Origin of the sequence: Streptomyces sp. AN091965, from assembly GCF_022698285.1 — a bacterium.
In the GTDB taxonomy this organism is placed as follows: Bacteria; Actinomycetota; Actinomycetes; order Streptomycetales; family Streptomycetaceae; genus Streptomyces.
This window is the reverse complement of sequence record NZ_JALDMY010000001.1, coordinates 1,156,746-1,168,961: the sequence shown is the minus strand read 5'-3', so window position 1 is coordinate 1,168,961 and position 12,216 is coordinate 1,156,746. Positions and strand designations below refer to the sequence as shown.

Sequence of the window (12,216 nt, the reverse complement as noted above, 5' to 3'; positions counted from 1 at the left end):
GGTGCCCGCCCCTACGCGATGCCGCCGTTGCTCATCAGCAGTTGACCGTTGATCCACTGGCCCTCCTTGGAGCACAGGAAGTCCACGAGGTGTGCGGTGTCCTGCGGAGTGCCCAGGCGGCCGAGGGGGGTGCTGCGGACACACTCTTCCCTGACCTCCTCGGGCATCCATCCGGTGTCGATCGGCCCGGGGTTGATCGCGTTGGCGGTCACCCCGAGGTGGGCGAGTTCGTGGGCGGCGGCCAGGGTGATGCGGTCCACGGCTCCCTTGCTGGCCCCGTAGGGCAGGTTGCCGACGGTGTGATCACTGGTGAGGCTGACGATCCGGCCGGTTCCCCGTTCCGCGGTGAAGCGGCGGCCGAACTCGCGGATGAGCAGCCAGGTGGCCCGTGCGTTGACGGCGAAGTGGCGGTCGAAACTCTCGACGGTGGTGTCGAGCAGCCCGGAGTCGACGGACTCGCAGTGACTCATCACCAGCGCGGTGACACTGCCCAGTTGGCGCTCGGCCTCGTCGAAGACGCGCGCCGGGGTGTCCGGGTCGGCGAGATCCGCCTCGATCGCGGTGGTGGACGCCCCGTGGTCGGCCAGTGATTGACTGATTGCTTGGGTCGCGCCGGATTCCCTTCCCCAGCTCATGCGGTCGTCGTAAGGGGCCCAGTAAGTGAAGGCGATGTCCCAGCCCGACGCGGCAAGGCGACGGGCGATGCCCGCGCCGATCCCGACGGTGCGGCCCACCCCGGTGATCAGGGCGAGCGGGCGGTCGGCCGAAGGGCCTCGTCCGTGGGCCGACAGGTCCTGATCGATGTTCGTCGTCACGGTCCGGAATGGTTCACGAACGGCAACACCGCGTCAATCGGTTTCCTACGACGCCGTGGTACGACGCCGTGGTGGGGGACTTCGAGTACCTCGCGGACGTGAGCCCCGGGCTTGAAGCTGCCGCAGCGGAAGCCTCTACCGTCCTGAGCAGGGCCGGAGATTCCGGCCCGGTGAAGCACGTGTGAGGGAGGCGGCGATGGCCTGGTCGATCGCGGAGGTCGCCCGGATGTCGGGTGTGACGGCCCGGACCCTGCGGCACTACGACGAGATCGGACTGTTGCAGCCGGCCTGGATCGGGTCCAACGGCCACCGCTACTACGAGGAGCGTCACCTGCTGCGGCTGCAGCAGGTCCTCGTGCTGCGGGCGCTGGGCGTGGGGCTGCCCGAGATCGGCCGGATCCTGGCCGCGCAGGTCGACGAGGTGGAGGCCCTGCGGGGCCACCACCGTCGGCTGCTCGCCGAACGCGACCGCCTGAACGCCCTGGCCGGCACCGTCGCCCACACGATCACCGAACTGGAGCAGTCCAGGAAGGACGGCACAGACATGATCAGCATCACCCGTCCGGAGAACCTGTTCGAGGGCATCCGGTCCGCCCAGTGCATGAAGGCCCTGCACGGTTCACCCGGGCTGGCCGGGGCCATCGAACGGCACAACGCGGCGCTGAGCGAGGCCGAGCTCGAGGCCGACGAGCGCGAGCGCACGGCGCAGATGATCCGCCTCGCCGAGCTGCTGGCCGCCGGCCTGCCCCCCGACGCCGAAGCGGTGCAGGCCGAGATCGACACCCAGTACCGGACCCTGGCGCGGATCAGGGCAGCCACCGCTGAGGAGTACCGAGCGATCGGACGGACCTGCGTGGAGAACGAGCACTGGTACGCGTGGTACGAGGCGATCGCGCCGGGCCTGGCCGCGTACCAGCGGGCCGCCATCGAGGCGTACGCCGCGACTCGGCTGAGCTGAGCTGAGCCGGGACGGGGCCGCCGCGACGGGGGCGCGGCGGCCCTGCGCCCTCGGCCTCAACGGCCGGACGCATCAGGGCGGTTGGAGCTGTCCGACCGGGTCGCCCGACGGTGCGGGAGACGCACGTGGGACGATCGGGATCCAGGCCACGAGGAGAGGGGTGTCATGGCGGGCGAGGGGCAGCTGCATGTCGGTGCGGAACTGGCGGAGGTGCTGGAGCGGATCGACGCGCTCGGCGGGATGCTCGACGAACGGGCCCACGCGGCCGAGGAGTTGGGGAGGCTGCCGGAGGACACGGCGCGGGCGCTCCTCGGCACCGGGATCGTACGGGCCGAGCTCCCGCTGAGCCTCGGCGGATACGAGTTCGCGCCGCGGCAGCTGATCGAGGTGGCGGAGCGGGCGAGTTACCACGACGCCGCGGCCGGGTGGACCATGTTCGCGCTGCAGATGATGACCGGGACCACCGCGGCGTACCTCGCCGCGGACGCGGCGGCCGAGCTGTTCCCCGACGTGCCGCACGGCACGTACGCGCTGCTCTCCGGGCACGGCACCCGCCCCGGCCGGGCCGTCCCCGTGGAGGGCGGCTACCGGGTCAGCGGCCAGTGGCAGTTCGCCTCCGGGATGGCGCACGCCACGCACATCCACAGCGCGATCCTGGTCGAGGGCACCGGTGAGCTGCGGGTCCTCGCGATGCCGAAGTCGCAGGTGACCCTGGACGGCAACTGGGACGTGCTCGGGCTGCGCGCGACCTACAGCGTCGACTACCACTGCGACGACGTGTACGTGCCGCACGAGTACACCTACGCCGCCACCACGGACACCCCGGTGAACGGCGGCGCCCTGTACCGCCTCGGCCTGGTCAACATGTCGGCGATCGGACACACGGGCTGGGCCCTCGGTGTCGGGCGGCGGCTCCTGGACGAGCTGAAGCGGGTCGCCGCGGCGCGGACCGGCTCGCGGGGCGCGGCGGTCGACACCTCCCAGTTCCACGCCGAGTACGCGTCGGCGGAGGCCGGACTCCGGGCGGCCCGGGCCTGGGTGTACGACGTCTGGCGGGACGTCGAAGAGACCCTGGACCGGGGTGAGTTGCCGGCCACGGAGCAGGACACCCTGATCCGCCTCGTCCTGAACCACACGACTTCGACCGTGTACGAGGTGGGCCGCACCGTGCACCGCTGGGCGGGTTCGGCGGCGATCCGCCGTGGCCCCGTCGACCGTTTCCTGCGCGACCTCGGGACGGGCACGCAGCACATCACGTCGAGCCCGGTCGTGCTCCAGAACTGCGGCAAGTGGCTGAGCGGGGCCCAGCCGGACGCCCGGTGGAGCTTCCTCGACCTGACCTGACCCCGGGGCGGGGCGGGCGGAACTGTCCGTCGCCCGCAACCGTCCACGCCCTCGACGACAAGGGCCGGTCGGCGTGGAGTTGCACGACCCGCCGCGCGCTGGGCTTCCTCGGGGCCGATCGGTACGAGCGCGTCGTACGGCTCGATGCCACGACGCACAAGACCGCTGGAGTTCCGTTTCCACCAGGCGTAGGGCAGCACCGAGATCGGACAGGTGGTGGCGAGGGACCGGCGCTGCCCGTCCACCTGGGGATTCGCCTCCATGGGCGATCAGTTGATCCGGGGCCGGGGCCGGGGCCGGGGCCGGGGCAGGGCCCCAGAGGGCAGAGGGTCGCTCAGGGCCCCCTGGCTCACGCGTGTCGATCTGTGGCATGAGATGCGTGGGAGTCGTGAAGAGATTGCGTGCGAATCTTGGGATTCGGTCACCAGCGCGGAAAACTCGGAGCGCTCACTCGGCGCTTTCGAACAGGTCGGGCGCCGACCCATGCGATGGGAGACCGATCAACGATGTTCACATTGGTACGGAGCAGAGTGCGGGTGGCCGCGCTCGCGCTCTCGGCAGTCGCGGCCCTCGCCTTCGGTGCGACCACCTCGACCGGCGCGGCGGCGGCCCCCGCTCCGGCTCCGGCGAAACAGGGGCCGACCTCGGTGGCGTACGTCGAGGTGAACGACAACAGCATGCTGAACGTCGGCAAGTACACCCTCGCCAAGGGCGGCGCCAACGTCTTCGACGTGGCCGTGATCTTCGCGGCGAACATCAACTACGACACGGGCAAGAAGGCGGCGTATCTGCACTTCAACGAGAACGTGCAGCGCGTCCTCGACAACGCCGCCACGCAGATACGGCCGTTGCAGCAGAAGGGCATCAAGGTCGTCCTCTCGGTGCTGGGCAACCACCAGGGCGCGGGCTTCGCCAACTTCCCGTCCCAGCAGGCGGCTTCGGCCTTCGCGAAGCAGCTGTCGGACACCGTCACCAAGTACGGCCTCGACGGCATCGACTTCGACGACGAGTACGCCGAGTACGGCAACAACGGAACCGGCCAGCCCAACGCCAGTTCCTTCGTGCACCTGGTGACGGCGCTGCGCGCGAACATGCCGAACAAGATCATCAGCCTCTACAACATCGGCCCGTCGGCCTCGCGCCTGTCCTACGGCGGCGTCAACGTCTCCTCCAAGTTCGACTACGCCTGGAACCCGTACTACGGCAGTTGGCAGGTCCCCGGCATCGCCCTGCCCAAGGCGAAGCTTTCGCCCGCTGCCGTCGAGATCGGCCGGACCTCGCAGAGCACGTCCGCCGCGCTCGCCCGCCGCACCGTCAGTGAGGGGTACGGCGTCTATCTGACGTACAACCTCAACGGCACCGACCGCAGCGCCGAGGTCTCCGCGTTCACCAGGGAGCTGTACGGCAGTGACGCCGTCTACACGCCCTGAGGCGACCACGCGCCGTAAGGCGACCGCTCGCCCCGGCCTGCGGTGCTCCCTCGGGGCATCCCGCGTCCCGTAGGCCGAGACCGTGCACGCCGCGCCTTCGACAACGATGTCGGAGGCGCCGCGTGCCCGGGGCCGGACGCTCCACCGCGGTCCGGCCCCGGGTGTCTCAGCGTGACGTACCGCAGAACTCGGCGTCGACGATCTTCGGCATCTGTGCCGTGTCCCAGTCCGCGTTGAAGTTGTAGGCGAGCTGATGGCTGCCGTCCGCCGTGGACACGACCATGGAGAGCCAGCCGATCATGCCGCCGCCGTGGCCCCACAGCGTCGTGCCGCAGCTCGTCCTGAGGCGGGAGATGCCGAGGCCGTACCGCGTGTACGACGACCCCGAGGTGGCGACGGTGGTCTTCATCTCCTTCAGCTGCTTCGGCGGCAGGAGCTTGCCGCGCAGCAGGCCGCGGTAGAACCGGTTCAGGTCGCCCGCGGTGGAGATGATGTCTCCGTCGGCCCAGCCCTGCGAGCCGTTCATCTCGGTGATGTCGTCGATCCGGTCGGGCGCCGCCGGGAACAGCTTGGAGTAGCCGCGGCTGCTGGGCCGGGGCAGGTGGATGCTGTTGCCGGGGTTGGAGGTGTGCTTCAGGCCCAGCGGCTCGATGATGCGGTCGCGGACCTCCCTCTCGTACGTCCTGCCGGTGGTCTTCTCGATGATCAGCCCGGCCAGGATGTAGTTCGTGTTGGAGTACGAGTGCCGGGCGCCGGGCTTGAACAGGGGCTCGTGGGACAGCGCGATGCGCACGTGCTTCTTGGGCGGCAGCGTGTCGTACCGGTGGGTGAGGTAGCCGTCGCCCTCCATGTACGTCCTGCTGTACTCGGGGTCGGCCAGGTAGTCGAACAGGCCGCTGGTGTGGTTGAGCAGCTGCCGGAGGGTGATCTTGCGGCCGTCGTTGCCGTTGCCGCGCACGAGGCCCGGCAGGTGGCGCTCGACGGTGTCGTCGATGCTGAGCTTCCCCTCGGACTCCAGCTGGAGCAGGACCGTCGCCACGAACGCCTTGGTGATGCTGCCCGCGCGGAACTTGTCGTTCTTGCCGCGCGGCTTGCCCGACGTCAGATCGCCGACGCCCGACGCCGCCTTCCAGACGCCGCGGCCGTCGCGGGCCTGGGCCGTGACGCCGGGGATGCCCGCGCGCACGGCCGCGTCCATCGCGCGCTGCGTGGCCTCGTGCCCGGCCGCCGGGCCCGGCCCGTCGGGTCTCGCCTGGGCGGGTGCCACGAAGGCGGTGGCCGCAAGGGCGGCCGCCACGACCCCCACCACGCCGGCCTTCGTGCTCTTCCGTAACGCCATTGCGTACTCCTCACGGTCGTCTGCGCACGTCCGTACTCCTGCGACCCGGGAGGCGCCCCGGAGGTGTCACTCCCCGAGGTGCGCGAGGGCCGCTTGTGTACCGAGACCGCGGACAGGGCCGGAGGGGTTGAGAGGGATCCGGTGAACAGTCCGGTGTGCGCGCCTTCGGGCTACTGGCCGGCGCGCGGGCGGACATGCAGGTCGAGCCCGCTCGTCCCCGGCGCCTCGACACCGTCCAGGAGCCGCATGTCGTGGTCGTAGTCGCCGCCCACAAGGGTGCGGAACGGGACCGGCTCGTCCGTGAACAGCCCGTCGAGGCGCCGCCCGTACGCCTCCCGCGCCGCGGTGAACTGCTCCTCGGTCATGGCGTTCGAGCCGTACACCGCGAACGGGTCGAGCGGCCGGACCCCGGTGAACCAGAACAGGCCGTGCTGCAGCGGGTGCAGGACGTCGTCGAGGCGGCCGTGGATGCCCCGGTCGGAGAACGAGGTCTCCCTGGCCCCGGCCGTCACCGACAGCAGGGCGCGCCGACCCGCGAGCGGGCCCTCGCTGTAGGGCGGCGCCACCTTGGGGCCGTAGGCGAACCCGGCGGTGAACACCCGGTCGATCCAGCCCTTGAGGATCGCGGGCGCCGAGAACCACCACACCGGGAACTGCAGGATCACCGCGTCCGACCACAGCAGCTTCTCCTGCTCCGCCGCGACGTCCGCGGACAGGCGGCCCGCGAGCGTGGCGCGCTCGGAGGCGTCCATGACGTGGAGGCGCTCGTCCGGGCCGTGCTCCGGGAAGTCGTCGGCGTCGACGGTCGCCTTCCACTTCATCGCGTACAGGTCGGACACCCGCACCTCGTGGCCCGCGGCACGCAGGTGCTCGACCGCGAAGGACGAGAGCGAGGCATTGAGGGACCGGGCGTCCGGGTGGGCGCTGACGACGAGGATCTTCTTGGGCCGCTGCGGGGTGATCGCGTTCATGCCCCTACCTTCGTACGGACCGCCGCGGGCAGCCAGCACCCTGTTCAACCAGTGGATCGCCGATCCTGGTACTGGCAGGGCCACGCATACTGGAGCGCATGAACGGCGTGAACCACATCGAGCGCGTGAACGGCACCGGCGGCGACCCGGCGGAGCGCATCGGCGACCCCGGCCGGGCCCTCGGCGGCTTCCTGCGCGCCCGGCGGGGGCGCGTCGCGCCGGAGCACGTCGGGCTCACCGGCGGACGGCGCCGCCGCGTGCAAGGCCTGCGCCGCGAGGAACTGGCCCAGCTCGCGGGCATCAGTGTGGACTACTACGTCCGCCTCGAACAGGGCCGGGCCACCCAGCCGTCCCCCGAGGTGCTCGACGCGCTCGCCCGCGCCCTCGGGCTCGACGCGGCCGAGCGCACCCACCTCGTCACCCTGGCCGACGCCCGGCGCGGCCCCGTGCCCAGCGTCCGGGCCAGCCCGCTGCTGCGCGGCATGCTCGACTCCCTGGCGCACTTCCCGGCCTTCGCGACGAACCCCCGCCTGGACGTGGTCGCGTGGAACGCCCTGGGCGCCGAACTCCTCGGCGGCCTCGCCGAGCCGGGCCGCCGCGATCCCAACAACGCCCGGTTCCTCTTCTTCGACCCCGCGTCCCGGGACGTCTTCCCCGACTGGGAGCCACGGGCCGCGGAGGCCGTGGGCCAGCTGCGCGTCGCCGCCGGGCGCTACCCCGACGACGCGGAACTCGCCGCCCTCATCGCCGAACTGGCCGACCGCAGCGCCGACTTCGCGCGCATCTGGGACAGCGGCGAGGTCGTCATGTGCGAGGCGGGCCGCAAGCGGCTGCGGCACCCGGTGGCCGGGCTGCTCACGCTGGACTTCGAGCCGCTGCACGTCCAGGCCGCTCCCGAGGTCACGGGCATGGTGGTGCACGTGTTCAGCGCGGGCGACGACCACGAGGCCGCGGCCGGCCTGGCCCGCCTCGGTGACTACGTGTCGAGCCGGGCCAGATAGGCGTCCGCGCCGGCCGGGTCCATCAGCCAGTCGCGGTAAGTGAGCGGATCGGCGTAGCCGTTGGCGAAGCGGTGGGCGGTGCCGGCGTGGTCGAAGGCGGCCCCGACGGCCCGGCGCACGTGCTCGGGCTGCGGATCGCGCAGCATCACGTCGGTGAAGGCGTGCGTGTGCCGGGCGGTCTCCCAGTACGCGGCGAACGTCTCCCGCATCCAGCCCTCGTCGAACGGCCGCCCGCCCCGCTCCACGACGGCCGCGAGGTAATGGGACGCCGCCCGCGCCGCGTTGTTGGAGCCCTGCCCGGTGATCGGGTCGTGCACGGCGATGACGTCCGCCATGCCGAGGACGCACAGGTCACCGTCGAGGCGTGCCACCGGGTGGCGGACCACCGGGGTGACCGCGCCGTACAGGGCGGCACCCGGGTCGGTGAGCTCCGCTTCCCGGAAGCGCTCGTACTCCCAGGGCGCGTACGTCCGCAGCAGGCCGAGCGCCCGCCGCAGCCCGTCGGCGGGCGCGGGCCGGTCGCTCCAGCAGTCGTAGGCCCCGCCCCACCGGCCCTCGAACAGCAGGATGTCGCAGGGCCCGCTGACCGTCAGCGCCCGCAGCATGATCACGTCGCCGGTCGGCGGCACACCCGTGTTGCGTACGTACGCGGCCGCCGGGTCGGCGTCCTCGTGGGCGCCGCCGTGCACGTAGAAGCAGGCGAGGGAGCGCTGCGGGCGGTCGAAGACGGACCGGGCGTCGTCGCGGCCGAAGAGCGCCGACAGGTCGCCGCGGCCGGTGGCGAGCACGGTCAGCTCGTGCGCCGCGGCGAGCGCGGCCACCTCGGCGGGGCCGACCGCACGGTACTCGACGCGCCCGCCGCGCTCCTCGAACAGCTCCAGCCAGGCCGCGAGCTTCACCCGCTGGTCCACGGAGCGCACCTCGTCGTCGAAGGCCGCCGTGAACCGCCGCACCGGAGCGTCCGGCTCGCCTTCCGGATCCCAGTTGCTCAGCTCGAAGCCCGGCATCACCGGCGCGGTGCCGTCCCAGAACGCGAGGCCCGCCGCCCGCTCGATCGCCAGCGTGGGCCCGAACATGAGCTGGGTCGAGGTGACCCGCCCGCCGCGCACCTCGTCCGGCCGCCGCTCGGCGACGAGCGTGACGTCGTACCCGGCCCCGAGGAGCCCGAGGCCGAGCTGGAGCCCGGCCTGCCCCGCTCCCACGATCGCGATCCTGCGCACCTGTTCCTCCTGCCCCCGGGCCTGATCGACCCGGCACGGCTCAGTCGTACCCGTCGGAGCATCCGCGAAAGCCAGTTGTGACGCGGCGCGCCGTGAGGGAGTGTCTGCGCCTATGGAATTCTTCTGCTACCACCGTGACCGGCCCGGCTCCCTGCCCCTGCGCCAAGAACTCCTGGAGCGGCACTGGTCCTACATGGACCGGTTCGAGAAGGAGCTGATCGCCCGCGGGCCGACCCTCGCGAGCGACGGCGACACGCCCAGCGGCAGCGTCCACATCGTCGACCTGCCCGACCCCGCCGCGGCGCGCGCCTTCGCCTTCGACGAACCCAACCAACAGGCGGGCGTGTACCGGGACGTCCTGCTGCTCCGCTGGCGCAACCTGCTGGGCCGCACGATGTGGGAGTTCCCCGGCGGCCTCACCGGAGGCAACCGTCACCTGGTCCTCGGCCTGGGCCCCGCCCCTGCCCCCGCCCCCACCGCGCCGCCCGTCCAGGACGGCCTGATCGCCTTCGGCCCTCTCCTCTCCGACGACGCCACCGCCTGGCTGGGCACGGCGGCGCTCGTCCGGTCCCCGGACGCTCGGGCGGCCCGGGACGTTCTGGCCCCGGGCCGGTACGCGGACATCGAAGTGCACGACTGGGAGTGCGGAGGACGCCGCTAGGGCCTCACCCGCGGCAGAGGCGGTCTTCCAAGGTGCGGGGGAGCGGGTAGACGCGTTCCGCGGGGAACAGGCGTTGGGCCTTGGCGGCGTGGCCGTTCTGGATGAGGGCGGCGGCCTTGCGGACCTGGGGGGTGAGGTCGGTGAGGCCGACGATCCAGTCGTCGGTGAACGTACGGATCAGGTGGCGGCCGATGCCGACCTGGATGCTGTAGTGGTTCAGCGCCGCCCCGCGCGTCGAGCGCTCCGGGTCCCACTGGACGTGCACGGTCGCCTGCGCCACGGCCGCCGGATCCGAGGTCGTCAGGACGGCCTGGGACAGCGCCTCCTCCCAGCCCTCACGGCTCACGCGTACGGCCAGGACGCGCTCCTGACCGGACTTGCGGGCCCAGTTGCTGCGGTGCATCAACCACAGGAACGAGGGCTTGATCCACGTCATCCGGTGGAACGAGAACGGCGTGACGAAGCGGCCCGCCCGCAGGGCCGGGTCGGCGATGGCGGGCGAGTACGCCTGATAGAGCACGATCGTGCGCGCGTCGTAGTCAGCACGAATCTGGTAAAGGGATGACATGCGCCGCACCCTGCCATCCGCTCCGGCGGCGCGGCGACTCAATTTCCCCCGGGCGGGGGCCTGATGAACGGCCCCCGGCTACGGGACGGGGCTGGTGATCCCCTCCGCGATGCGGGCCCCCGCCGACGCGGGCCGCGGTGGGGTGAACAGGGAGACCCGGTGTCCGACCGGTACCGGAGTGCGGGGCACGGAGCGGCGGGTGGGGTCCGGGGTGCCCACGTAGAGCCAGCCGATGATGCGTTCGTGCGGGGCCAGGTCGAGGAGCAGACGGGGGCCGGTGGAGTCGACCGAGGGCCCGGTGCGCCACATGCTGCCGAAGCCGCGGTCGTGGAGCAGGAGCATCAGCGAGTTGACCATGGCGCTGCTCGCGGCCAGCTGCTCCCAGTCCGGTACGCGGTGGTTGCGCTGCGGGACGAGGACCAGGGTGGCGAGGAGCGGGGCGCGCAGCGGCTTGCGCGCCTCGCGCTGGACGGCCTCCGCGTCGGGGGCGCCGGACGCGAAGGCCGCGCCGAGCGCCGCCCGGCTCTCGCCGCGCACGAGGATCCACCGCCAGGGGCGGAGGTGGCCGTGATCCGGCGCGGTCGCGGCCCAGCCGAGCAGATCGACGAACTCCTCGTCGCTCGGGGCGGGGTCGATCAGCCGGTGCTGGCTGCGGCGCGTGCGTATCGCGGCTTCCAACTCCATCAGCGGTCGCTCCTCATGGTGGTCGGGCGTCCTCTCGTCGGGGCGGGACCTCGGTCGGCGGCGGGTGGGAGGCGGCTCAGGCGCAGCGCGGCGGCAGCCAGAACGACCGCACGGTCCGCACCGCCGCGAGACGGTCCCTGGCCATGCTGATCGCCGCGGCGGCGGTGCTGATCCGCAGGTGCTGCGACCGGTTGAAGATCTCGCCGAGCCGTTCCGGGATGAGCTCGGCTCGCTGCCTGACCCGGTCCATGTCGTGGCCCGCGGGGTGCAGTTCGTCGACCACCTGGATCAGGCCGAGCGCGTTGATGACGAAGTCCGGGGCGTAGAGGATGCCGCGTGCCGCGAGCCTGTCCGCGACCGTCGGCGCGGTGAGCTGGTTGTTGGCCCCGCCCGCGACGACCCGGCAGCGGAGCCGGTCCACGAGGTCGGCGTCGATGACGTTGCCGACGGCGTTCGGGCTGAGGACGTCCACGTCGAGCAGGTAGAGCTTCTCCCTGCTGACGACCTCCGCCCCGCACGCCCGGGCCACCTGCTCGGCCTTCTCCTGGTCGATGTCGGCCACCGTGAGCCGCGCGCCCCCTTCCGCGAGGAGCGTCGCGAGCCGGGCGCCCACCTTGCCGACGCCGTCGATGGCGACGTGCCGGCCCTCCAGGCTCTCGTCGCCGTCGAGGTGCCGCAGACACGCGCGGATGCCGAGGCTCACTCCGTACGCGGTCATCGCCCCCGATTCACCGGAGCCGCCCTCCTCGGCGTCGAGGCCGCGGATCCACTGGGACTCCTTCCGCATGACCCGGAGGTCGGCGGTCGTGATGCCCATGTCGCAGGCGGCGATGAATCGGCCGGAAAGACTCTCGACGGCCTGCCCGAAGGCGCGGAGCAGCGGCTCGGACTTCTCCACGCCGGAGCCGCCGAAGATGACCGCCTTTCCGCCCCCGATGTCGAGCCCCGCGCACGCCGCCTTGTACGTCATGGCCCGGGAAAGACGCAACGCGTCGCTGATCGCCTGGTCGTCGTCACGGTAGGGAAGAAAGCGGACGCCGCCGAGCGCGGGGCCCAACAGCGTCGAATGAATGGCGATGACGCACCGGAGCCCGCCGGGACCGGTGCTGAAAAGCACTTGCTCGTGACCGTCGATTTCGTCGAAAACACTCATGACCCACCCCAGAATTCCGTCCGGTGACGGCCGGACCGGCGGCCCCGCCGTCAGGCGTGAACCGCCGGCCCG

General features: G+C 71.9%; 12 protein-coding genes. 5 read left to right on the top strand and 7 right to left on the bottom strand.

The genetic code is table 11. From position 1 onward, the window contains the following. Nucleotides 1-11 precede the first annotated feature (11 nt). Complete coding sequence (locus MQV74_RS04470; RefSeq protein WP_242714705.1) at nucleotides 12-815, bottom strand: SDR family oxidoreductase; 804 nt, start codon at nucleotides 813-815, stop codon at nucleotides 12-14. A 196-nt stretch (nucleotides 816-1,011) separates the two neighbouring features. Here MQV74_RS04470 and MQV74_RS04465 point away from each other — a divergent pair, with 196 nt between their 5' ends. From MQV74_RS04465 to MQV74_RS04455, 3 genes are all read left to right on the top strand, one after another. Then, a complete protein-coding gene (locus MQV74_RS04465) occupies nucleotides 1,012-1,773 on the top strand; it encodes a MerR family transcriptional regulator (RefSeq protein WP_242714704.1) in 762 nt (253 codons plus the stop codon). A gap of 165 nt (nucleotides 1,774-1,938) precedes the next feature. Continuing rightward, nucleotides 1,939-3,117, top strand: a complete 1,179-nt coding sequence (locus tag MQV74_RS04460; protein WP_242714703.1) for an acyl-CoA dehydrogenase family protein — start codon at nucleotides 1,939-1,941, stop codon at nucleotides 3,115-3,117. Between the two features lie 506 nt (nucleotides 3,118-3,623). Next, nucleotides 3,624-4,547, top strand: coding sequence for an endo-beta-N-acetylglucosaminidase H (locus tag MQV74_RS04455; protein WP_242714702.1), 924 nt, complete (start codon nucleotides 3,624-3,626; stop codon nucleotides 4,545-4,547). A 166-nt stretch (nucleotides 4,548-4,713) separates the two neighbouring features. Here the strand turns inward: MQV74_RS04455 and MQV74_RS04450 are convergent, their stop codons facing one another. Both MQV74_RS04450 and MQV74_RS04445 read right to left on the bottom strand, forming a co-directional pair. Then, entirely contained in the window at nucleotides 4,714-5,886 is a 1,173-nt protein-coding gene (locus MQV74_RS04450) for a serine hydrolase domain-containing protein (protein ID WP_242714701.1), read from the bottom strand. Nucleotides 5,887-6,056: 170 nt separating this feature from the next. Next, nucleotides 6,057-6,857: an NAD(P)H-dependent oxidoreductase gene (locus MQV74_RS04445; protein WP_242714700.1), complete on the bottom strand. Its 801-nt coding sequence runs from the start codon at nucleotides 6,855-6,857 to the stop codon at nucleotides 6,057-6,059. Nucleotides 6,858-6,955: 98 nt separating this feature from the next. Between MQV74_RS04445 and MQV74_RS04440 the strand changes: the two genes are divergently transcribed. After that, nucleotides 6,956-7,858: a helix-turn-helix transcriptional regulator gene (locus tag MQV74_RS04440; RefSeq protein ID WP_242714699.1), complete on the top strand. Its 903-nt coding sequence runs from the start codon at nucleotides 6,956-6,958 to the stop codon at nucleotides 7,856-7,858. On the opposite strand, the gene MQV74_RS04435 is transcribed toward MQV74_RS04440, so the two are convergent. Next, complete coding sequence (locus MQV74_RS04435) at nucleotides 7,834-9,078, bottom strand: styrene monooxygenase/indole monooxygenase family protein (RefSeq protein WP_242714698.1); 1,245 nt, start codon at nucleotides 9,076-9,078, stop codon at nucleotides 7,834-7,836. The genes MQV74_RS04440 and MQV74_RS04435 overlap by 25 nt on opposite strands. Nucleotides 9,079-9,190: 112 nt before the next feature. Between MQV74_RS04435 and MQV74_RS04430 the strand changes: the two genes are divergently transcribed. Further along, complete coding sequence (locus MQV74_RS04430; protein ID WP_242714697.1) at nucleotides 9,191-9,739, top strand: YciI family protein; 549 nt, start codon at nucleotides 9,191-9,193, stop codon at nucleotides 9,737-9,739. Between the two features lie 4 nt (nucleotides 9,740-9,743). Here MQV74_RS04430 and MQV74_RS04425 read toward each other — a convergent pair whose 3' ends face one another. The 3 genes from MQV74_RS04425 to MQV74_RS04415 all read right to left on the bottom strand — a co-directional run bounded on the left by MQV74_RS04425 (nucleotide 9,744) and on the right by MQV74_RS04415 (nucleotide 12,144). Continuing rightward, nucleotides 9,744-10,307: a DUF4291 domain-containing protein gene (locus MQV74_RS04425; RefSeq protein ID WP_242714696.1), complete on the bottom strand. Its 564-nt coding sequence runs from the start codon at nucleotides 10,305-10,307 to the stop codon at nucleotides 9,744-9,746. A gap of 78 nt (nucleotides 10,308-10,385) precedes the next feature. Further along, nucleotides 10,386-10,991, bottom strand: coding sequence for a nitroreductase family protein (locus MQV74_RS04420; protein WP_242714695.1), 606 nt, complete (start codon nucleotides 10,989-10,991; stop codon nucleotides 10,386-10,388). 76 nt (nucleotides 10,992-11,067) lie between these two features. Beyond that, on the bottom strand, nucleotides 11,068-12,144 hold the full coding sequence (locus MQV74_RS04415; RefSeq protein ID WP_242714694.1) for a Leu/Phe/Val dehydrogenase: 1,077 nt from the start codon (nucleotides 12,142-12,144) through the stop codon (nucleotides 11,068-11,070). Nucleotides 12,145-12,216: the final 72 nt, after the last annotated feature.

Coding starts and splice junctions, on each gene's coding strand:
- MQV74_RS04465 (WP_242714704.1), top strand. CDS start 1,012: ATGGCCTGGTCGATCGCGGAGGTCGCCCGGATGTCGGGTGTGACGGCC.
- MQV74_RS04460 (WP_242714703.1), top strand. CDS start 1,939: ATGGCGGGCGAGGGGCAGCTGCATGTCGGTGCGGAACTGGCGGAGGTG.
- MQV74_RS04455 (WP_242714702.1), top strand. CDS start 3,624: ATGTTCACATTGGTACGGAGCAGAGTGCGGGTGGCCGCGCTCGCGCTC.
- MQV74_RS04450 (WP_242714701.1), bottom strand. CDS start 5,886: ATGGCGTTACGGAAGAGCACGAAGGCCGGCGTGGTGGGGGTCGTGGCG.
- MQV74_RS04445 (WP_242714700.1), bottom strand. CDS start 6,857: ATGAACGCGATCACCCCGCAGCGGCCCAAGAAGATCCTCGTCGTCAGC.
- MQV74_RS04440 (WP_242714699.1), top strand. CDS start 6,956: ATGAACGGCGTGAACCACATCGAGCGCGTGAACGGCACCGGCGGCGAC.
- MQV74_RS04430 (WP_242714697.1), top strand. CDS start 9,191: ATGGAATTCTTCTGCTACCACCGTGACCGGCCCGGCTCCCTGCCCCTG.
- MQV74_RS04425 (WP_242714696.1), bottom strand. CDS start 10,307: ATGTCATCCCTTTACCAGATTCGTGCTGACTACGACGCGCGCACGATC.
- MQV74_RS04420 (WP_242714695.1), bottom strand. CDS start 10,991: ATGGAGTTGGAAGCCGCGATACGCACGCGCCGCAGCCAGCACCGGCTG.
- MQV74_RS04415 (WP_242714694.1), bottom strand. CDS start 12,144: ATGAGTGTTTTCGACGAAATCGACGGTCACGAGCAAGTGCTTTTCAGC.